Genomic DNA, 17840 nt, shown 5'->3' on the forward strand with positions numbered 1-17840 from the left:
GATCGGTTACTAGCCCGGGTGCGCGCCGACGGCGTCCCTGATCTCGGCGCCGAGGTCGTCGCCGCTGTTGCGGGCGCAGTGGGCGCAGCAGAAGAACCTGCCCTGCACCTCGACGCCGTGCCCGAGGACGCGGCACTTGCAGTGCTCGCACACCGGGGCGAGCCGGTGGGCGGCGCACTCCAGGGAGTCGAAGGTGTGCACCTGACCGCTCACCGTGCGGACCTCGAAAGCCATCCAGTAGTCGTTCCCGCACACGTCGCAGACCGCCATGGGGCGCTCCTTCCGTCCCCGCCAGCCTGCGCCCGCCCTCAGCGCTCGGCAACCCGGAGCCGCGCCACGCAGGCGAGGGCTATCAGGGCGAGCACGGCGATGTAGCCGGAGACGGCCATGGAGGTGCCGGTCGACTCCAGGAGCAGGACCATGAGGAACGGCGCCAGGCCGCCGCCGAGCACCGAGGCGATCTGGTAGGCCAGCGACGCGCCGGTGTAGCGCACCTGCGGGGCGAACAGCTCGGCGAACAGCGCGGCCTGCGGGCCGTAGATGCAGCTGAGGAACGTCGCGCCGACGAGCTGGGCGACGATCAGGGCGGGGATGGCGGCGGTGTCGATGAGCAGGAACATCGGGAACGCCCACACCAGCAGCCCGACCACGCCGATGGTGTAGACCCGGAACCGCCCCACCTTGTCCGACAGCCGCGCGGCGAGCGGGATCGTGACGATCTGCGCCCCCGCGACGATCATGGCGACGACCAGCACGGACCCGCGGTCCATGCCGAGCTCGCGGGTCGTGTAGTCGAGCGAGCCGGTGATGAGGATGTAGAACGTCGCCAGGTGCACGGCGAAGGACCCGCCCGCGAGCAGCACCTTGCCCCGGTGGTGCTTCAGCACCTCCCGCACCGGCGACCGCTCGGCCCCCCGGAACTCCGGCGTCTCGGCGATGCGGGCGTGGATGAACCAGGCGAGCAGCAGCACCAGCGGCCCCACGAGGAACGGGATCCGCCACATCCAGGCCGCGAACGCGTCGGACTTCTGCAGCACGGCGAACGACATGTTGGCCAGCACGACCCCGACGACCACGCCGACCTGCACGAAACTGCCGTACAACCCCCGCTTGCCGGGCGGTGCGTACTCGGTGGCGAGCAGCATCGCCCCACCCCACTGCGCCCCCACGGCGATCCCCTGGAGCAACCGCAGCAACACGAGGATGACCGGCGCCGCGATCCCGATGGCCGCGTACGACGGCGTCAACCCGATCCCGGTGGTCGCCGCCCCCATGGCGATCAGCGCGAGGACCAGCGTGGGCTTGCGCCCGTACCTGTCCCCCATATGCCCCGCGATCGCCGCCCCGATCGGCCGCACCACGAACCCGACCGCGAACGTCGCGAACGCCGCCAACACCCCGGCGACAGGACTGGCGACGGGGAAGAAGACGTCCCCCAGCACGAGAGCGGCGGCGGTGCCGAAGATGAAGTAGTCGTACCACTCGAAAGTGGAGGCCAGGAACGCCGCGACCGCGACCTTGCGGTGCTTGGTGGTACTCGCCTCTTTCAGCATCGCCGCCTCCACGTGTGGACGTGGTGACCAGGGTGAACGGCAGGGGCAGCCGACCACATCTCCGGCGATGCCCAACGGGCGTGAACGACCGCTCTGCCTCAGGCCGTCCTCAGGCCGTCCTCAGGCCGTCCCGGACCGGGCCGTGCCCGGCGGCGGTGGCCACGGCTCGGCGTCCGACGTTGAGCACCTTGCAGCCCATCCCGCTAGACGCAACTCCGCGAGAACCGAATCCGGAAGACACGCCCAACCGACGCTCATCTCGTCGCCCCAATTCGAGCGCACGTGCCTTCTCCACCCCGATCGGACGACACCAAGCGGCGGGGCGACGCTGTTCGCGTCCAAGGGTGGCCCGGACCGCCGGATATGCGATCCTTCCGCCATGACGCCGAAGCTCTGCATCGCCCAGAATCCCGAGGCCGACGCGCTGCTGGAGGAGAGTCCGCTGGCACTGCTCATCGGCATGCTGTTGGACCAGCAGATCCCCATGGAGGTCGCGTTCAACGGGCCCAAGAAGCTGCACGACCGCCTCGGGAAGCTCGACGTGCGGGAGATCGCTGAGTACGACCCGGAGGCGTTCGCCACGATCGCGACCACCCCGCCTGCGATTCACCGGTATGGGGGCAGCATGGCGAAGCGGGTGCAGGCGCTGTGTCAGTACCTCGTCGAGCACTACGACGGGGATGTGGCGCAGATCTGGACCAAGGACAAGCCGACCGCTGAGGTGGTGCTCAAGCGGTTGAAGGATCTGCCGGGGTACGGGGAGCAGAAGGCCAAGATCTTCCTCGCCCTGCTCGGCAAGCAGCTCGGGGTGACGCCCTACGGCTGGCGCAAGGCGGCCGGGGACTACGGGACGAAGGGGTCCAAGCGCAGCGTCGCGGACGTCGTCGACGCCGGGTCGTTGGCTGAGGTTCGGGCGTTCAAGAAGGCGATGAAGGCCGCGGCGAAGGCGTAGCCAGGTAGACCACGTCCGGTTCGCCCCGGGGGACCGGGACGGTGAGTTCCTCGACGTCGGCGAAGTGGGCGCGCAGGCGCGCGTGGAAGTCCGCGCTGGCCGCGGCGCTCCAGACGGCCAGGACGCCGTCGGGGGTCAGGGCCGAGGCGAGCAGGTCGAGTCCGGTGTCGGTGTAGAGGCCCGCGTTGCCCTCGTCCAGGGTCCACTCGGGACCGTTGTCGATGTCCAGGCACACCGCCCCGAAAGGCTCCTCCACAGTGGACAGCCACGTCACCAGGTCGGCCGGGACGCAGTGCGCGCGCGGGTCGGCCAGCAGGTCGGCGTTGCCCAGCGGGCCCGCGTTCCACTCGATGACCGCCTGCTCGCGCTCGACCACGACGACCTCGCCCACCCTCGGGTGGGACAGGGCCGCGGCCAGGGAGAAGCCGACGCCCAGGCCGCCGACGACCAGCGGGGCGCCGTCGGGCATGCGGTCGGCCGCGGCGTCGACCAGCAGGCGCTCGGACTCGCCCGCGCGGGTGTCCATCAGGAACATCCCGTCGGCGATGATCTCGTGGTGGGCGCCGACGCGGCGCAGGACCAGTTCGCCGCACGCGCCGGGAGCGCGGGCGATCACGGTGGGCAGCTCGTCCATATGTCCGCCCACTGTGCCAGAGTCCGCGCCATGCTTCCCACGGTTCCCGGGCTGGCGTTCGTGCGGCCGCTCGGTCAGGGCGGGTTCGGCACGGTGCACCTGGCCCGCCAGCACCGGCTCGACCGGGACGTCGCCGTCAAGCTCGACAACCGGGTGCTGACCACCGAGCGCGACCAGGCCCGCTTCCTGCGCGAGGCCCGCGCCGCGGCCCGGCTGTCCGGGCACCCGAACGTCGTCAACGTCTACGACGCGGGTGTCGCCGAGGACGGCAGGCCCTACATCGTCATGGAGCTGTGCACCGGCGGCTCGCTGGCCGACGTGCTGCGCGAGCGCGGGCCGCTGCCGGTCGACGAGGTCGTGGAGATGGGCGCGCGGCTGGCCGACGCCCTGGCGCGGATGCACGCCGCGGGCATCCTGCACCGCGACATCAAGCCCGCGAACATCCTGGTCAACGCGTTCGGCGCGGTGAAGCTCGCCGACTTCGGCCTGGCCGCGATCCTCGACGCGCACGCCGAGAGCACCGTCACCGTGGGCGCGCTGAGCCCGCACTACGCCGCGCCCGAGGTGTTCGCCCACGCCGCGCCGAGCCCGGCAGGCGACCTCTACTCCCTCGCCGCGACCCTCTACACGCTGATCGCGGGCTCCATCCCCCGCACCATCCCCTGGCCTGCCGACTCCCTGGACCAGCTGGTCGGCGCGCTGAACGCGCCGGTGCCGCCGATCCCGCACGCCCCGCCCGCGGTCAACGCCGCCCTGCTCGGCGCGCTCGCCGCGGACCCGGCCGCGCGGACGGACTCGGCCGAGCGGCTGCGCGACGAGCTGAGCGGACTGCGGCCCGCCCGGCAGGCGCCCCGGGTCGAGCGGCGCCGCAGGGCGGCCGCGGTGCTCGCCGTCCCCGCCCTGCTCGCGGCGGGATTCCTCGGCCGTGGGTTTCTTCCGCCGGACGAGCGGACCGCCGAGCCGGAGCCGCCGCCGGAGAGCGCCGTCGCCGCGCCCGCCGGGATGGCCGAATGCCCCGGCCACGAGACCGACGGCTACTGCGTGGCCGACAGGTGCTTCGGCGGGCTCGTCAACAGCGCCGACATGCAGATCACAGCCCGCCCGATCCCCTGCACCGAACCGCACGCCTGGCAGGCGTTCAGCGGCCTCCCGCTTCCCCCGGAGGCCGCCACGATGACCGGCACGCAGATCCTGGCGTTACCGCAGGTCAGCGCGGCTTGTTCGGCCCGGGTGATGACCGCCCGCGCGGGCGTCGACACGGCAGGATGGGCGGTGGAGGTCCTGCCGAGCCCCGACCGGGCGTCGGTGCTGTGCCTGGCGTCGGAACCCGGCGCGGAGCGCACCGGCAGCGCCTTCGGCCCCGGCTGATCGGTAGCCTTGCTGCCGTCCACTCCTACTGACAGGGGCACGATGCGTTCTCGGATTGCCACCACCCTGACCGCCGCCGCACTGCTGGGCGCGCTGACCGCCTGCGCCGAGATCCAGGAAGCCGCCGACACCGCGGGCAACGCGGCCGACAAGGCGAGCGTGTGCGTCAAGGCGCTGGAGCTGGCCGGGTTCACCCCGGACGCCAACGACCCGCAGCAGGCGGTCGACGAGGCCCAGCAGAAGGCCGACGAGCTGACCACGCTCGCCCAGGACGTGTCCGACACGACGCTGAGCACCGCGTTGACGGACATGGCCACCCAGCTGCGGGAGATCCCCGCCAACCTCGACCCGGCGAACCTCGCCGACTGGACCCAGCAGAAGCTGGACGCCTTCAACGCGCTGAGCCAGGCCTGCCTGTAACCCCGCGCTGAACCCCGATGGCCGCCCACCCCGTGCGCTCGGGGAGGGCGGCCATCGCGCCGCGGGAGCGGGTTCCAGATGATCCGATCATATGATCGCATCATGCCGATGGCGCGATCATATGATCAGATCATCTGAAATCGCCGGTTCAGACGTTGGTGATCTCCGCGATCAGGGCGTCGACGTCGAAGAAGTCGCTCTCCTCGCCGACCGGCACCATCGCGGCGGTCACGGCGGCGAAGTCGGCGACGTCGGCGTGGCTCATGACGAGCATCGCGTGGCCGTCGGGCGACTCGATCTCGACGTAGAGCACCCGGTCGCTGGCGTCGGACCCCGGCCGGAACCGCACGTCGCCCTCACCGGCCGCCGAGGACAGCCCGGCCAGCAGCAGGTCGCGGGCGAAGACCCACTTGACCCAGCTGTCGTTGTCGGTCTGGAAGGCGGCCGCGATGGTGAACGGCTCGGCCGTCCGGTAGGTCCACCGGGACCGAACCGGAATGCTGCCGTTGTAGAGCGAGATGAGCTGCTCGGTGTGCTCGCTGGTCATCGGTGCCTCCCTGTCCTCCAGGCCCCGGGGTAGTCGTTCCCGGGTCCGTCGACAGGGAAACGCGGGCGGCAGCGGTCCGTGATGCCATTACCTGCAGTTTCCCTCTATCGGGGGAAGGAGTTACGGCGGAGTTAATCCGGACGTCCCCTCCGTAGCGCTGATTGCCGGGTTGGCGACCCGATCGCGTGAGCCTCGGGTCACCCGAGAATCGTGGCGGCGAGTTCCTCGGCCAGCGCCGGGGTCGCCGCGGCGATCCCGGACCACCGCCGGGTCAGGTCCGGGTCGAATTCCAGGGCCCGGCCGCGCGCGTCGATGACCGTCCCGCCCGCCGCTGGCACGGTCACCAACGCGGCCGCGAGGTCGACGATCCGCAGGGTGTCCGAGCCCGCGTCGGCGAAGGCGTCGACCGAGCCCTCGGCGACGAGGATCGCCTCGAGGCACGTGGTGCCCAGGATGCGCAGCCGCCCGGCCCGGTCCGCCACGCGCAGCCAGGCGTCCCGGTTGGCCGTCTTCGGCCGCAGCAGGTTGACCGTCGCGCCCGCCAGCCGCGTGCGCCCGCTCGTGCGGAACGCCGTCGGGTGCCCGACCCGCGCCCACCACGCCCGGCCGGTGTCCAACCAGGTCGTCAGCGCCTCGGCGGGCAGGGTGTCGCGCACCAGCGCCCCGGCGAAGCACGACAGCGGCACCCCCGACGCGGCGTTGGCCGAGCCGTCCACCGGGTCGACCACCAGCGTCAGCGCCGAGCCGTGGTCGAGGAAGCCGATCTCCTCCGACAGCAGGTTGACCCCGCTGCGCTGCGCCGACTCCGCGATCGCCTCCTCGACGACGGCGTCCACCCGCATCGTCGGCGTGCCGTCCGCGCCCATGCCGACCTCCTCGGCGAGCGCGGCGCGCCCGTGCGAGCGGCGGATCACGCCGTAGGCGGCGGAGGCGGCGCGGGCGGCGTCGGCCAGCGCGGGGTGGACGTCGGCGGGCAGGTCGGGAACCGGCACAGGCCAGGCGATCAGGCTCACCCCGGCACCGTAACAAGACGAACGGCCCCTCCCGCCGGAAAGCGGGAGGGGCCGTCGCGATCGGACTCTAGATGAGGCCCAGGGCCTTCACCGCGTCGCGCTCCTCGACCAGCTCGGCCACGGAGGCGTCGATGCGGGCGCGGGAGAACTCGTTGATCTCCAGGCCCTGCACGATGGAGTACTCGCCGCCGGAGCAGGTCACCGGGAAGGACGAGATCAGGCCCTCGGGCACGCCGTAGGAGCCGTCCGACGGGATCGCCATGGAGGTCCAGTCGCCCTCGGCGGTGCCGTTGACCCAGTCGTGGACGTGGTTGAGCGCCGCGTTCGCCGCCGACGCCGCGCTGGACGCGCCGCGCGCCTCGATGATCGCCGCGCCGCGCTTGGCCACGGTCGGGATGTAGGTGTCGGCCAGCCACGCCTCGTCGTTGACCACCGACGCCGCCGACTGCCCGTTGACCTCGGCGTTGAACAGGTCGGGGTACTGGGTGGCCGAGTGGTTGCCCCAGATCGTCATCTTTTTGATGTCGGTGACCGCGCAGCCGACCTTGGCCGCCAGCTGCGAGAGCGCGCGGTTGTGGTCGAGGCGGGTCATCGCGGTGAAGCGCTCGCGCGGCACGTCGGGGGCGTGCGCGGAGGCGATGAGGGCGTTGGTGTTGGCCGGGTTGCCGACGACCAGCACGCGCACGTCCGAGGCCGCGCCCGCGTTGATGGCCTCGCCCTGGGGCTTGAAGATGCCGCCGTTGGCCTCCAGCAGGTCGCCGCGCTCCATGCCCTTGGTGCGGGGCCGGGCGCCGACGAGCAGGGCCACGTTGACCCCGTCGAAGGCCTTCTTGGCGTCGTCGGTGATCTCGATGCCCGACAGCAGCGGGAAGGCGCAGTCGTCCAGCTCCATCGCGGTGCCCTCGGCGGCCTTGACCGCCTGCGGGATCTCCAGCAGCCGCAGGTTGACCTTGGTGTCGGGGCCGAGCAGGTGCCCCGATGCGATGCGGAACAGCAGCGCGTAGCCGATCTGTCCCGCGGCTCCGGTGACGGTCACGTTGACGGGTGCCACTTGGCAGTTCCCTCCCGGTGTCAGCGGGCTGCCATGCCTGCGGCGTCGCCCGGCGCAGTGGAGGCTACCAACCGCCGGGGGCGGCGGCGGTAGACGGTGAGCAGGGTCTCCGGCCGACCCCATCGGGTGGTTCTGCCGCGACACCGTAACGCGCGGGCGTTCGGGCGGGCACCCTGCGGCGATCATGGCGCGCGTCCCCCAGATGGCCCAGGGAGAACGATGTCGGACGTGCGTGTCGCCCTGCTCGGCGCGGAGCTGCGCACCCAGCGCGACCGGGTCGGGCTGAGCCTGGCCGAGGTCACGGCCAAGGTGGGGATCAGCGCGGCCAAGCTGAGCCGGATGGAGAACGGCCGCGCGCCCCAGGCCCCCGACGACGTCGCTGCCCTGCTCGGCCTCTACGGCGTCACCGGGCTCAGCCGCGACGACCTGATCGACCTCGCGGCCAGCCTCGGCGACGGCGCGGGCGGGTCGGACTCGGCGCTGCGCTTCCTGGAGACGCGCGCGGCGATGATCGTGGACTACCAGTCGGCGCTGATCCCCGAGCTGCTGCAGACCGTCCCGTACGCCCAGGCCGCGCTGCGCGAGGTGGCCATGCTCGACGACGACTCCGTGCTGGACCGCTGGACGCAGCGCATCCACCGGCAGTCCGTGCTGCGCAAGCCGCAGCCGCCGCGCTACTACGCGATCATCGCCGACGCCGTCCTGCGCACCGCGGTCGGCGGGCCGGACGTGCTGCGCGAGCAGCTGCGGTACCTGGTCGAGGCGGGCGCGCGCCGGTCGGTGACGATCCGGGTGATCCCGGACCTGCCGCACGGGCACCCCGGCCTCGGCGGGCCGTTCCAGCGGCTGCAGTTCCCGCACCGGGGCGCGGTCGTGGTGCTGGACAAGCGCACGTCGCGGCTGTTCGTCGAGGACCAGGCCGAGGTGCGCCACTACGACCGGGTCGTGGTGGAGCTGCTGAGCACGGCGCTGTCCGAGGAGGACTCGCTGGCCAGGATCGCGCGGCTGGCTAGTTGAGCGGGCCGCCCTCGATGGTCACCGCGACCGCGATCACCATCGTGCCGAAGGCGGCGTAGGTCAGCACGTCGACGGCGCGGCCGCGGATGGCGACCAGACCCGCCTGCTCGTCGCGGAGCAGGGCGCGCAGGCCCGCGGCCAGCAGCAGCGCCAGCCCGATCCAGACGCTGCCCTCGCGCCAGTGGTACATGCTGATCCGCACGAGCCCGACCGCGACCACGGCCATGACCAGCACGAACGGCAGGTGTACGAGCGCCGGGTGCCGGGTCCTTGGCGGCTCGCCCCGGCCGCCGACCGGCTCGCTCACGACCGCGCGGTCCGCTCGGCGACCTCGACGGTGTTGCGCAGCAGCATGGCGATGGTCATCGGGCCGACGCCGCCGGGCATGGGCGCCAGGTACCCGGCGACCTCGCGCACGTCCGGGTGCACGTCGCCGACCAGGCCCCGGTCGGTGCGGGTGACGCCGACGTCGAGCACGGCCGCGCCGGGCTTGACCATGTCGGCGGTGATCAGGCCCGCGCTGCCCGCGGCGGCGACCACGATGTCGGCCCTGCGCACCTCGGCGGCGAGGTCCTTGGTGCCGGTGTGGCACAGGGTCACGGTCGCGTTCTCGCTGCGGCGGGTCAGCAGCAGGCCCAGCGGGCGGCCCGCGGTGACGCCGCGGCCGACGACGGTGACCCGGGCGCCGGCCAGCGGGACGTCGTAGCGGCGCAGCAGCTCGACGATGCCCACCGGCGTGCACGGCAGCGGGGCGACGTCGCCGAGGACGAGCTTGCCCAGGTTGGTGGGGTGCAGGCCGTCGGAGTCCTTGGCCGGGTCGACGCGCTCCAGGGCGCGGCCCGCGTCGAGGTGGCCGGGCAGCGGGAGCTGGATCAGGTAGCCGGTGCAGTCCGGGTTGGCGTTGAGCTCGTCGATCGTCGCCTCGAGCTCGGCCTGGCTGACGGTGGCGGGCAGGTCGCGGCGGATCGAGTTGATGCCGATCTTGCGGCAGAAGTTGTGCTTGCTGCGCACGTACGCCTGCGAGCCCGGGTCGTCGCCGACCAGGACGGTGCCGAGGCCGGGCACCACGCCGCGCTCGGCGAGGGCCGCCACGCGCACGCGCAGCTCGTCCAGGATCGCGTCTCGGGTCGCCTTGCCGTCCAGAATCGTCGCCGTCACGGCCGTCATCCTCTCATTGCGGGCCGACGCGCCGCCGCGACCACCACCGCGAGGAGGGTGACCGCCGCGCCCGCGAGCGTCGCCGTCGAGACGCCCCGGCCCAGCAGGTCCACGGCGATCGATCCGGTGATCTGCCCGCACACCGCGCACAGCCCCAGCAGCAGGACGCCGATGTGGCGGACGGCGAAGACGGCCGTGGTCAGCGCGACGATCCCGATGGCCCCGCCGGTGTAGAGCCACCAGTCCGTCGGCGGCGGCGCGGGCCAGCCGCGCACGACGACGTCGACGGCACACGCGAGGAGCAGCGCGACCGTGCCGACGGCGAAGTTGACCAGCGTGGCGAACCGGACGCTGCCGCTGGCCGCCCGCACGAGCCCGTTGACCGCCTGCTGCCAGCCCATCGCCGCGCCGCCGAGCGCGGGCAGGACCGCCAGCCACAGCGTCCTCGGCTCGCCGAACTCGTCGGAGACGGCGACCGCCACCGCGAGCACGGCCAGCGCCGCGCCGACCGCCCTCGGCCAGGTGATCGGGACCGGGCCGCCCGGGCCGATGCCCGCGCGGTCGACGACCAGGCTGCTGACCACCTGCCCGGCGACCACGGCGACGGTGAAGACCGCGACGCCCAGGATCGATGCCGTCAGGCCCTGCGTGGTGACGTACCAGGCGCCCGCGACGCCGCCCAGGCACTGCCACGGCCGCAGCTCGCCCGAGCGCAGCGCGCGGACCCAGCGGCCCACCGCCGCCCTCGGGTTCCGCGCCGAGGCCACGACCAGGCACAACAGCGCGAGCCCCACGCCGAAGGAGACCAGCGCGGCGAACAGCCCGTCGCCGAGACCGCGCGCGAGTTCCCCGTTGATCCGGCTCTGCACGGCGATCGCCGTGCCGCCGGTGAAGGCCGCGAGCAGCCCCGCGAGCCGTTTCAGATCCACCGGTGGCGCACCGCGTGGACGGCCAGCTGGAAGCGGGAGGTCGCGCCCGCGTGCTCCATCAGCCGCTGGAGGTGGCGGAAGACCGTGCGCCTGCTGATGCCGAGCTGGCGGGCGATGGAGTCGTCGTTGGCGCCCGCGGCGAGCAGGCCGAGCAGGCGCTGCTCGATCGGCTGCACCGGGGACACCGCGTGCGCCCCGGCCTGCAGCGGCACCGCCAGCCGCCACGACGCCTCGAACAGCCCGACCAGCGCGGAGAGCAGCGAACTGGGGTGCACGACCAGCAGCGACCGGTTGACGTCGGCCTCGGCGACCGGCAGCGACACCGTGGCGAACTGCTGGTCCACGATGGTCAGCTTCACCGGCACCTCGGGCAGCACCCGCGCCTGCTCGCCCGCGGCGACGCACGGCTGGATGTTGTTGGCGTAACGGGCGGGGTCCTCAACGGACGCTCGCGCGTAGACCACGCGGTAGGTGACCTCGCCGCGCGCGAGCTGTTCCAGCTCGGCGTTGTTGACGTGCCCCTCGGTGAAGTACGGCGGGGACTCCAGCCTGCGGATCTCGGTGCGCGCGCTCAGCTCCATCTGCTGGATGCGCTGGGCGATCGCGGTGCCGGTGACGACCTCGATCAGGTCGTCGGTGCGCTGGGGGGAGACCGCGCGGCGGAAGGTGTCGTAGGCGTTGAGGGTGGCGACGCGGGCCTGCTCCAGCTCGCTGGCCCGTCTGCGGCTGAGGATCTCCAGGCCGGACGCGGGCGGCACCGGGGTGAACACGGTGCCGTGCGGGCCGCCGGTGCCGACGAGCCCGGCGTCGGTGAGCGCCCGCACCGCCACGCGCACGCCCGGCTGCGGGCGGCCGATCCCCGCGGCGATCTCCTCGGCCGTGGAGGGGCCGGTGCGCAGCAGGTACTGGTAGGCGTGGATCTCGTCGTCGGGCAGGCCGAGACGGGACAGGTGCGGCGCCAGATCGCCGTCGGACATGCTGACCTCCGTCGGTGCACGCGGAGACTGGCACACCTGTGCCGCCGGCACAAACAGGGCGGTAAATCACCCGCTCGGGTTGACGTTGCCGCTGACTTTGCGTCATCGCCGCAGGCAGGACCGGGGCGGCGGGTCCACCGTGTGCTCTCGCACCCGGGACAGGGGAAGATAGGCGCGTGGCAGGACCTACCCAGCTCAACCCGACCGAACAGGACGCCCTGGTCAAGCAGATCGGGCTGGCGCTGCTGCGGGCCGCGCCGACCGACTGGGCCTCGATCGAGGTGTCGTTCCGCGCCATCGGCCGTTACACGGAGGTGCACGGCCAGGTCGTCTTCCCCGACGACACCACCGCCGACCTGCCGGTCGCCCCCGAGATCGGCGCCCTGTTCGCGCGGCTGCGCGCGGGCATGTACCGGGAGGGCCGGGGCACCTGGTTCAACGCCCGGTACCAGCTCGACCGGCCCGCCGCCTACAACCTGGAGTACGACCGGGACGAGCCGCGCTGGCAGAACCAGCCGCCGCCCCCGGCTTTCTTCGACGAGCTGCGGATGTTCCCCCGCGAGGACGAGAACGTCCCGGAGTGGCTGACCAGGACGCTGGCGGCGCTGCAGCCGCCGTTCCGCACCGCGCGCCTCTTCGACGGCATGGGCCCGGCCGGGCCGGTGCTCAACCGCCCGCCCGTCGACGGCGAGGAGCGCGAGCGCGTCCAGCACTACCTCGACGCCGCGCCGCTGGCGCTGCCCGCGCGCGGCTACGACACCGACCTCTTCGACGAGGAGCGCCGCCAGACGGTCCCGATCGCCTTCCACACCGACGGCGTCTGGATCTGGCCCGCCGCGGTCAACTTCTACCTGCGCACGCACGGCGTCCCGCCGGACCCCGAGCTGGTGGCGCACATCCGCCGGGCCGAGTTCCACATGCCGGAGGTCGACGAGCAGGCCAGGACCGCGGCGGCGGCGTTCATCGCCGGGCCGAGGCGCCCGCCGGTGCGCCCGCCGGACATGGCCCAGCCCGAGCAGCCCGCCGAGGGCGAGCCCGCCGCGCCGACCTTCGACCACCCGGAGCGGGTGCCGGCGGAGTCCGCCCAGGACGAGCCGAACGTGCCCGACCCGGTCACCGTCGACGAGCCGCTGCCGCCGGTCACGCCCGCGGCGGAGGTCGTGGAGCGCCTGCGCGCCCGGCTGGACGAGCTGGGCGTGCCGGAGTCGGCGTACACCGTGGGGACCCCGTCGGGTCCGGCGTGGACGATGGAGCAGACGGGCGAGGGCTGGCGGGTCGGCTGGTTCGACGGGCACTACGTCGCCCCCGCCGTGTTCGCCGACGCAGGCGACGCTGCCGCGTTCCTGGCGGGCAAGCTGATCCTGGAGACCGCGCCCGCGTCGAGCCCCGGCCCGTCGACGGTCAGCGCGCCCCTGGCGGAGCTCGAGGACGACGACGATGACTCCTACGACCGGCGCAGGCCGCTCCCCCCGAGCCGCCCGCTCCAGTCGAGCCCGTCCGGCGACGACCTGTTCCGCCCGGCCCGCCCGGTGGGCGACGGGCTGTTCGAGCCCCGCCAGTTCGATGACGACGACGAGGACTACCGCCCGGGCCGCTTCAGCCAGTTCGCCCGCCGCGACTCCGAGACCCCGGAACCCGGCGCCGCGAAGCACTCCCGCGCCCAGGACGAGCCGTTCACCCCGCCCACCGAGCCCCCGCCGCACGAACAACTCTTCACCCACGGCGGCGCGGCTCCCCAGACGTTCACGGCGCCGGAGGCCCCCGCCGAGGAGGCGGACGCGGCCACCCCGCAGTCGGACGAGCGTCAGCTCCCGCCCACCGACTCGCCCGAGTTCGCCCGCGAGGACGAACTCGCCGCCGACGAGCGATTCGACGGGGGCGCCCAGTTCGACGAGCCCTTCGCCGCCAGCCGGTCAACCGGATCGGGCGAGCAGGACACTCCCACCGGGCCGGGCGAATCCGAAGCGCACGACCAGTCCGCCCCCGGCCAGCCGGGCGAGCACGAGGGCCAAGACCAGCTCGCACCCGGACAGTCCGGCGAGGACAGCCTCTTCGCTCCCCGCCAGCAAGCCGAGGACGACGCCTTCGCTCCCACCGGCCAACCGGGCGAACACGACTTCGCCGCCAGCGGCGCCCCCGGACAGCCGATCGGCCCCGACGATCACGCCCAGTTCGTTCCCCCTGCCGACGCGGGCGGACAGCGGTTCGGCGAAGCCGACAACCAGTTCGCCCCGCCGCATGCCAGCGACGCAGCAGGCCACCGTTTTGCGCCGGGTGAGCAGGAGGGGCAGGAGCAGCTGAGCTCCCAGCCGCCGTTCGCGGGTGGGGAACCGGGTGGGCAGTTCGGGCAGGCTCCCGAGTCCGGGGGCCAGTTCGACCATCCCGAGCCCGGCCACTTCGACCACGCCGAGCCCGGCCAGTTCGGGAAGGCCGAGCAAGGCCAGTTCCACCAGCCCGAGCCCAGCCAGTTCGACCAGGTGCCCGGCCAGTTCGACCAAGCGGGGCGCGGTCAGTTCGGGCAGGCCGAGCCCGCTCAGTTCGGGCAGGCGGAGCCCGGTCGGCTCGGGCAGGACGAGCCCAGCCAGCTCAGGCAGGCCGAGCCCGGCCAATTCGGCCAGGCCGAGCCCGCTCAGTTCGGCCAGGCCGAGCCCGGCCAATTCGGCCAGGCCGAGCCCGCTCAGTTCGGGCAGGGCGAGCCCGGCCAGTTCGGGCAGGGCGAGCCCGGCCAGTTCGGGCAGGGCGAGCCCGGCCAGTTCGGGCAGGGCGAGCCCGGCCAGTTCGGGCAGGGCGAGCCCGGCCAGTTCGGGCAGGGCGAGCCGGTGGGGCAGTTTGCGCAGGCAGGCGAGCCCGGGGGCCAGTTCGGGCACGGTGGACCTGGGGCCCAGTTCGGCCGCCCGGGCGAGCTCGGCGGCCCGTTCAACCAGGCAGGCGAGGGTGCAGGCCCGTTCGGCCAGCAGCCAGCAGGCCACTTCAACCAGCCAGGCGAACCCGCAGGCCCATTCGGTCAAGCGGGCGAGCCCGCAGGTCAGTTCGGTCAAGCGGGCGAGCCGGTCGGCCAGTTCGGGCAGACAGGAGAACCCGGCAGGCAGTTCGGGCACCAGGGCGAGCCCGTGGGTCAGTTCGGGCAGGCAGGCGAGCCTGGCGCTCAGTTCGGCCACCCAGGCGAGGCTGGCGGGCAGTTCGCTCCCCCGGGCGAGGCTGGCGGGCAGTTCAACCAGGCAGGCGAGCGGTTCGGGCAGGCTGGAGAGCCCTCAGGGCAGTTCGGGCGACCCGGCGAGCCCGTGGGGCCGTTCGGGCAGCCGGGTGAGCCGGTCGGTCCGTTCGGCCAGGAACCCGGGCGCCAGTTCGGGCACCCGGGCGAGCCGGGGGCTCAATTCGGGCAGCCGGGTGAGCCCGTGGGCCAGTTCGGTCAGGCGGGCGAATCCGGACGTCCGTTCGGGCACGCGGGCGAGGCCGCTGCGCACGGGCAGGCAGGCGAGCCTGGCCGTCAGTTCGGACACCCAGGTGAGGCAGGCCACTTCGCCCAGCCTGCTGAGCCCGGTGGGCAGGCGGCACCGGCTGGCGACTCTGTTGGCCAGTTCGCGCAGGCAGGCGAGCCGGTGGGGCAGTTCGCCCAAGCGGGCGAGCCGGGCGGACAGTTCGCCCAGCCCGGCGAGCCCGTGGGGCAATTCGCGCAGGCAGGCGGACAGTTCGCACACCCAGGCGAGCCCATGGGGCAGTTCGCGCAGGCGGGCGAGCAGGTCGCCCAGCCGGGCGAGCACGGCGGGCAGTTCGGGCAGCCAGGTGACCACGGCGGGCAGTTCGCACAGCCGGGCGAGCACGGCGGGCAGTTCGCACAGCCGGGTGACCACGGCGGACAGTTCGGGCAGCCAGGTGAGCGCGGTGGGCAGTTTGTGCCCTCGGGGGAGCCGGTGGGGCAGTTCGCCACCGCTGGTGGGCAGCCGTTCGGGGCTGGGCAGCAGGAGTTGGGGGTTCAGCAGGGGCGGCGGGACGAGCAGGGCAGGGCGTTCGGCGAGGGTGGGCCGGGGCAGTTCGTGCCTCGGGGGCCGGAGCGGGCGCAGTCGGCTGAGCAGATGGCGCAGCAGGCCGGAGAAGGTGGGCGGCCGCGCAGGCCGCAGGACTGGCCGATCCAGCCGTTGCGGGGTGAGCCGCCGCTGACCCTGTTCCGGGGCAAGCAGCTGATCCAGCTCCCCGAAGGCACCGAGCTGGACCGCTACGGCGACCCCTCCGGCAACCTCACCTACGCGGTGGGCACGCCGTTCGACCGGCGGTCTCTGGTTCCCGACTGGATAAACCGCCCGTACCGGGCATACCGCGTCGTGCGGGCGACCGAGGCGTTGACCGGCGCGGCGATTCCGTGGTTCGACCAGCCGGGGGGCGGCACCGCGTACGTGCTCCCGCAGTCCATCGCCGAGCTCGTCAGCAACGGCGTGCTGGAGGAGATCCCCGACCGGCAGCCGCCTGCCAGGGCCTGAGGGTCAGACGGGCGGGATCAGCCCGGGGAAATGGCCGTCCTTGCGGCACGTGGGGCAGGGGCGGCCATTGTCCACCGTGCGGGGGACGCCGCCGATGATGGCCAGTTTGGGGTCGGCGACCATGCCGGACCCGCCGCACAGCGGGCAGATCGTCTGCAGCTCCGACGGCACCGTGCCGAACTCTTCTTCCCTCATCACCGACCTATCCACGCAAAACACCTGCCGCCCCACGGTACCCGCCGGGTGATCGGCGGTTCCCGGCGCGCCGCAAGGGGCGTACGGTGGGCAACCGGAGGCGCGGATGACCGACGAGACCGAGGACGAGCCGGACGTTCCCCCGCTGGTCCAGACCCTGTGCCACAACTGCCACGGATCCCGCTACACCGTGCAGACCGTCCACGCGGTCGTCGGCGGCGTGGGGCGCACCGTGCAGACGTCGCGGCCCTGCCCGTTCTGCGAGCAGGGCACCCTGGCGGGCATCGTCCCCCCGGTCTGACTCACCCGATCCGCAGCCCGTGGGCGGCGGCGAACACCACAGCCGCGTCGAGGTCGATGCGCGCGCCGCGCAGCTTGGCCTGGACCCAGCCGTCGGCGTCCACGCGGGCGCCGCGCAGGTCGGCGTCGCCGAGGTCGGTCTCGAACAGCCGGGCGCCGGTCAGGTCCGCGCCGCGCAGGTCGGTCTCGCGCAGGTCGGCGCCGTTGAGGTTCGCCTCGCGCAGCCGCAGGGCCGACAGGTCGGTCTTGCGCAGCGCCGCCCCGGCCAGGCTGACCAGGGTCAGGTCGCAGTCGCGGATGGTGACGGGCCGGAAGCGCACGTCGAGGAACGCCGAGCCGATCAGGCTGCATCCGGTGAACGTGCTCTCGGTCAGTGTCGTGCGGTCGAACGTGCACGACCGGAACGCCGTGCCGCGGTGGGTCGACTCGCCCAGGTCGGCCCGGGTGAAGACGCACTCGGTGAACACGCACGTCTCCGTCGTCAGCCCGCGCAGGTCGGCCTCGGTGAAGTCGCAGCGGGTGAAGTGGCGGCCGGTCCAGGTCTGGCCGTGGAAGTCGGCGTCGGTGTGGTCGATGTCTTCCTCGTGCACGCCGCCCACCCTGTCATGCCGCCCCGACAAGCGCCGTCACCAAGTGCAGCCGCCGCTCGGCGACCGACCGCAGCGGGGGCACCAGCAGCACCGGCAGGCCGAGTTCGACCGCCCCGCCGTCTGGCCGCGCCCGGTCGCCCACCATCAGCGTCGACGACGGCGACGTGCCCAGCGCGGCGAGCGCGTGGCGGAAGATCTCCGGGGACGGCTTCTGCACGCCCAGCTCGTAGGACAGCGCGTAGACGTCCACGACGTCGGCCAGCCCGGCCTTGGCGAACACCGGCCGCAGGTCGAAGTGGATGTCGCTCAGCACGGCGACGCGGCACCCCGCGGCGGAGACCGCGCGCAGGGTGTCGGCGGCGTCCACGGCGAACGGGTTGTGCGCCGGGTCGGACTCCACCGCGTACAGCGCGTCCGCCAGCTCCTTGTCCAGCCCCGCTTGGGAGAACACCCGGTAGTAGGCGGCGTGGTGGATGGCCCGGGAGGTGTCGACGCCGGGTGCGTCCAGCAGGTCCTCGAAGACGGAGACGCGCTGCCAGATCTCCTCGGCGGAGGCGTCCCGGCCGATCAGGCACAGCGCCTCGCGCACCCAGGCGACCCCGTCCAGGGTGGTCACCAGGGTGCCGCGCCAGTCGAAGATCACGCCTTCCATCCATCCCCC

19 protein-coding genes are annotated in these 17840 nt (G+C 73.2%); 6 read left to right on the forward strand and 13 right to left on the reverse strand.

Going from position 1 to position 17840, the window contains the following annotated elements:
- Positions 1-9: 9 nt before the first annotated feature.
- Both Actkin_RS29035 and Actkin_RS29040 read right to left on the reverse strand, forming a co-directional pair.
- Positions 10-270 carry a metallothionein gene (locus tag Actkin_RS29035; RefSeq protein ID WP_189209612.1) on the reverse strand — a complete coding sequence of 87 codons (261 nt, stop codon included), beginning with the start codon at positions 268-270 and terminating at the stop codon, positions 10-12.
- A 38-nt stretch (positions 271-308) separates the two neighbouring features.
- Positions 309-1553: an MFS transporter gene (locus Actkin_RS29040; protein WP_258905004.1), complete on the reverse strand. Its 1245-nt coding sequence runs from the start codon at positions 1551-1553 to the stop codon at positions 309-311.
- Between the two features lie 379 nt (positions 1554-1932).
- Here Actkin_RS29040 and Actkin_RS29045 point away from each other — a divergent pair, with 379 nt between their 5' ends.
- The gene (locus Actkin_RS29045) at positions 1933-2505 is read left to right on the forward strand and encodes an HhH-GPD-type base excision DNA repair protein (protein WP_258905005.1); all 573 of its coding nucleotides are present in this window, start codon (positions 1933-1935) and stop codon (positions 2503-2505) included.
- Here Actkin_RS29045 and Actkin_RS29050 read toward each other — a convergent pair.
- On the reverse strand, positions 2471-3139 hold the full coding sequence (locus tag Actkin_RS29050; protein WP_258905006.1) for a spermine/spermidine synthase domain-containing protein: 669 nt from the start codon (positions 3137-3139) through the stop codon (positions 2471-2473). The two genes, Actkin_RS29045 and Actkin_RS29050, sit on opposite strands and share 35 nt — an antisense overlap.
- Before the next feature lie 30 nt (positions 3140-3169).
- Between Actkin_RS29050 and Actkin_RS29055 the strand changes: the two genes are divergently transcribed.
- Both Actkin_RS29055 and Actkin_RS29060 read left to right on the forward strand, forming a co-directional pair.
- The gene (locus tag Actkin_RS29055; RefSeq protein ID WP_258905007.1) at positions 3170-4507 is read left to right on the forward strand and encodes a serine/threonine-protein kinase; all 1338 of its coding nucleotides are present in this window, start codon (positions 3170-3172) and stop codon (positions 4505-4507) included.
- A 42-nt stretch (positions 4508-4549) separates the two neighbouring features.
- Positions 4550-4927, forward strand: coding sequence for a bacteriophage spanin2 family protein (locus Actkin_RS29060; RefSeq protein ID WP_258905008.1), 378 nt, complete (start codon positions 4550-4552; stop codon positions 4925-4927).
- Between the two features lie 148 nt (positions 4928-5075).
- On the opposite strand, the gene Actkin_RS29065 is transcribed toward Actkin_RS29060, so the two are convergent.
- The 3 genes from Actkin_RS29065 to Actkin_RS29075 all read right to left on the reverse strand — a co-directional run bounded on the left by Actkin_RS29065 (position 5076) and on the right by Actkin_RS29075 (position 7538).
- Positions 5076-5474, reverse strand: coding sequence for an SsgA family sporulation/cell division regulator (locus Actkin_RS29065; RefSeq protein ID WP_258905009.1), 399 nt, complete (start codon positions 5472-5474; stop codon positions 5076-5078).
- A 197-nt stretch (positions 5475-5671) separates the two neighbouring features.
- A complete protein-coding gene (locus Actkin_RS29070) occupies positions 5672-6487 on the reverse strand; it encodes an inositol monophosphatase family protein (RefSeq protein WP_258905010.1) in 816 nt (271 codons plus the stop codon).
- 67 nt (positions 6488-6554) lie between these two features.
- On the reverse strand, positions 6555-7538 hold the full coding sequence (locus Actkin_RS29075) for a malate dehydrogenase (protein WP_229786673.1): 984 nt from the start codon (positions 7536-7538) through the stop codon (positions 6555-6557).
- Between the two features lie 219 nt (positions 7539-7757).
- Between Actkin_RS29075 and Actkin_RS29080 the strand changes: the two genes are divergently transcribed.
- Positions 7758-8555, forward strand: a complete 798-nt coding sequence (locus tag Actkin_RS29080) for a helix-turn-helix domain-containing protein (protein WP_258905011.1) — start codon at positions 7758-7760, stop codon at positions 8553-8555.
- Here the strand turns inward: Actkin_RS29080 and Actkin_RS29085 are convergent.
- The 4 genes from Actkin_RS29085 to Actkin_RS29100 form a co-directional block, all read right to left on the reverse strand.
- Entirely contained in the window at positions 8548-8781 is a 234-nt protein-coding gene (locus tag Actkin_RS29085; protein WP_189210135.1) for a DUF3017 domain-containing protein, read from the reverse strand. The genes Actkin_RS29080 and Actkin_RS29085 overlap by 8 nt on opposite strands.
- A gap of 77 nt (positions 8782-8858) precedes the next feature.
- Positions 8859-9713, reverse strand: coding sequence for a bifunctional methylenetetrahydrofolate dehydrogenase/methenyltetrahydrofolate cyclohydrolase (locus tag Actkin_RS29090; RefSeq protein WP_258905012.1), 855 nt, complete (start codon positions 9711-9713; stop codon positions 8859-8861).
- Between the two features lie 5 nt (positions 9714-9718).
- Complete coding sequence (locus Actkin_RS29095; protein ID WP_189209602.1) at positions 9719-10642, reverse strand: DMT family transporter; 924 nt, start codon at positions 10640-10642, stop codon at positions 9719-9721.
- The gene (locus Actkin_RS29100) at positions 10633-11619 is read right to left on the reverse strand and encodes a helix-turn-helix transcriptional regulator (RefSeq protein WP_189209601.1); all 987 of its coding nucleotides are present in this window, start codon (positions 11617-11619) and stop codon (positions 10633-10635) included. Before Actkin_RS29100 ends, Actkin_RS29095 begins: the two co-directional genes overlap by 10 nt.
- A gap of 176 nt (positions 11620-11795) precedes the next feature.
- Here Actkin_RS29100 and Actkin_RS32670 point away from each other — a divergent pair, with 176 nt between their 5' ends.
- Positions 11796-16094 (forward strand): glycohydrolase toxin TNT-related protein, encoded by a 4299-nt coding sequence (locus Actkin_RS32670; protein WP_309569089.1) that lies wholly within the window; start codon positions 11796-11798, stop codon positions 16092-16094.
- Between the two features lie 3 nt (positions 16095-16097).
- Here Actkin_RS32670 and Actkin_RS29110 read toward each other — a convergent pair whose 3' ends face one another.
- The gene (locus Actkin_RS29110; RefSeq protein ID WP_189209600.1) at positions 16098-16289 is read right to left on the reverse strand and encodes a hypothetical protein; all 192 of its coding nucleotides are present in this window, start codon (positions 16287-16289) and stop codon (positions 16098-16100) included.
- A gap of 106 nt (positions 16290-16395) precedes the next feature.
- Between Actkin_RS29110 and Actkin_RS29115 the strand changes: the two genes are divergently transcribed.
- Positions 16396-16590 (forward strand): hypothetical protein, encoded by a 195-nt coding sequence (locus Actkin_RS29115; RefSeq protein ID WP_189209599.1) that lies wholly within the window; start codon positions 16396-16398, stop codon positions 16588-16590.
- A gap of 1 nt (position 16591) precedes the next feature.
- On the opposite strand, the gene Actkin_RS29120 is transcribed toward Actkin_RS29115, so the two are convergent.
- Positions 16592-17179 carry a pentapeptide repeat-containing protein gene (locus Actkin_RS29120; RefSeq protein WP_189209598.1) on the reverse strand — a complete coding sequence of 196 codons (588 nt, stop codon included), beginning with the start codon at positions 17177-17179 and terminating at the stop codon, positions 16592-16594.
- 13 nt (positions 17180-17192) lie between these two features.
- On the reverse strand, positions 17193-17831 hold the full coding sequence (locus Actkin_RS29125) for an HAD family hydrolase (protein ID WP_189209597.1): 639 nt from the start codon (positions 17829-17831) through the stop codon (positions 17193-17195).
- Positions 17832-17840 lie beyond the last annotated feature (9 nt).

The sequence above is a fragment of the Actinokineospora sp. UTMC 2448 genome (genome assembly GCF_024760565.1).
Taxonomy (GTDB): domain Bacteria; phylum Actinomycetota; class Actinomycetes; order Mycobacteriales; family Pseudonocardiaceae; genus Actinokineospora; species Actinokineospora fastidiosa.

Bases quoted from the DNA above. Each gene is read 5' to 3' on its own strand.
- Actkin_RS29085 (WP_189210135.1), bottom strand. From the start codon at position 8,781: ATGGCCGTGGTCGCGGTCGGGCTCGTGCGGATCAGCATGTACCACTGG.
- Actkin_RS29040 (WP_258905004.1), bottom strand. From the start codon at position 1,553: ATGCTGAAAGAGGCGAGTACCACCAAGCACCGCAAGGTCGCGGTCGCG.
- Actkin_RS29115 (WP_189209599.1), top strand. From the start codon at position 16,396: ATGACCGACGAGACCGAGGACGAGCCGGACGTTCCCCCGCTGGTCCAG.
- Actkin_RS29100 (WP_189209601.1), bottom strand. From the start codon at position 11,619: ATGTCCGACGGCGATCTGGCGCCGCACCTGTCCCGTCTCGGCCTGCCC.
- Actkin_RS29060 (WP_258905008.1), top strand. From the start codon at position 4,550: ATGCGTTCTCGGATTGCCACCACCCTGACCGCCGCCGCACTGCTGGGC.
- Actkin_RS29045 (WP_258905005.1), top strand. From the start codon at position 1,933: ATGACGCCGAAGCTCTGCATCGCCCAGAATCCCGAGGCCGACGCGCTG.
- Actkin_RS29125 (WP_189209597.1), bottom strand. From the start codon at position 17,831: ATGGAAGGCGTGATCTTCGACTGGCGCGGCACCCTGGTGACCACCCTG.
- Actkin_RS29080 (WP_258905011.1), top strand. From the start codon at position 7,758: ATGTCGGACGTGCGTGTCGCCCTGCTCGGCGCGGAGCTGCGCACCCAG.
- Actkin_RS29035 (WP_189209612.1), bottom strand. From the start codon at position 270: ATGGCGGTCTGCGACGTGTGCGGGAACGACTACTGGATGGCTTTCGAG.
- Actkin_RS29050 (WP_258905006.1), bottom strand. From the start codon at position 3,139: ATGGACGAGCTGCCCACCGTGATCGCCCGCGCTCCCGGCGCGTGCGGC.
- Actkin_RS29065 (WP_258905009.1), bottom strand. From the start codon at position 5,474: ATGACCAGCGAGCACACCGAGCAGCTCATCTCGCTCTACAACGGCAGC.
- Actkin_RS29055 (WP_258905007.1), top strand. From the start codon at position 3,170: ATGCTTCCCACGGTTCCCGGGCTGGCGTTCGTGCGGCCGCTCGGTCAG.
- Actkin_RS29110 (WP_189209600.1), bottom strand. From the start codon at position 16,289: ATGAGGGAAGAAGAGTTCGGCACGGTGCCGTCGGAGCTGCAGACGATC.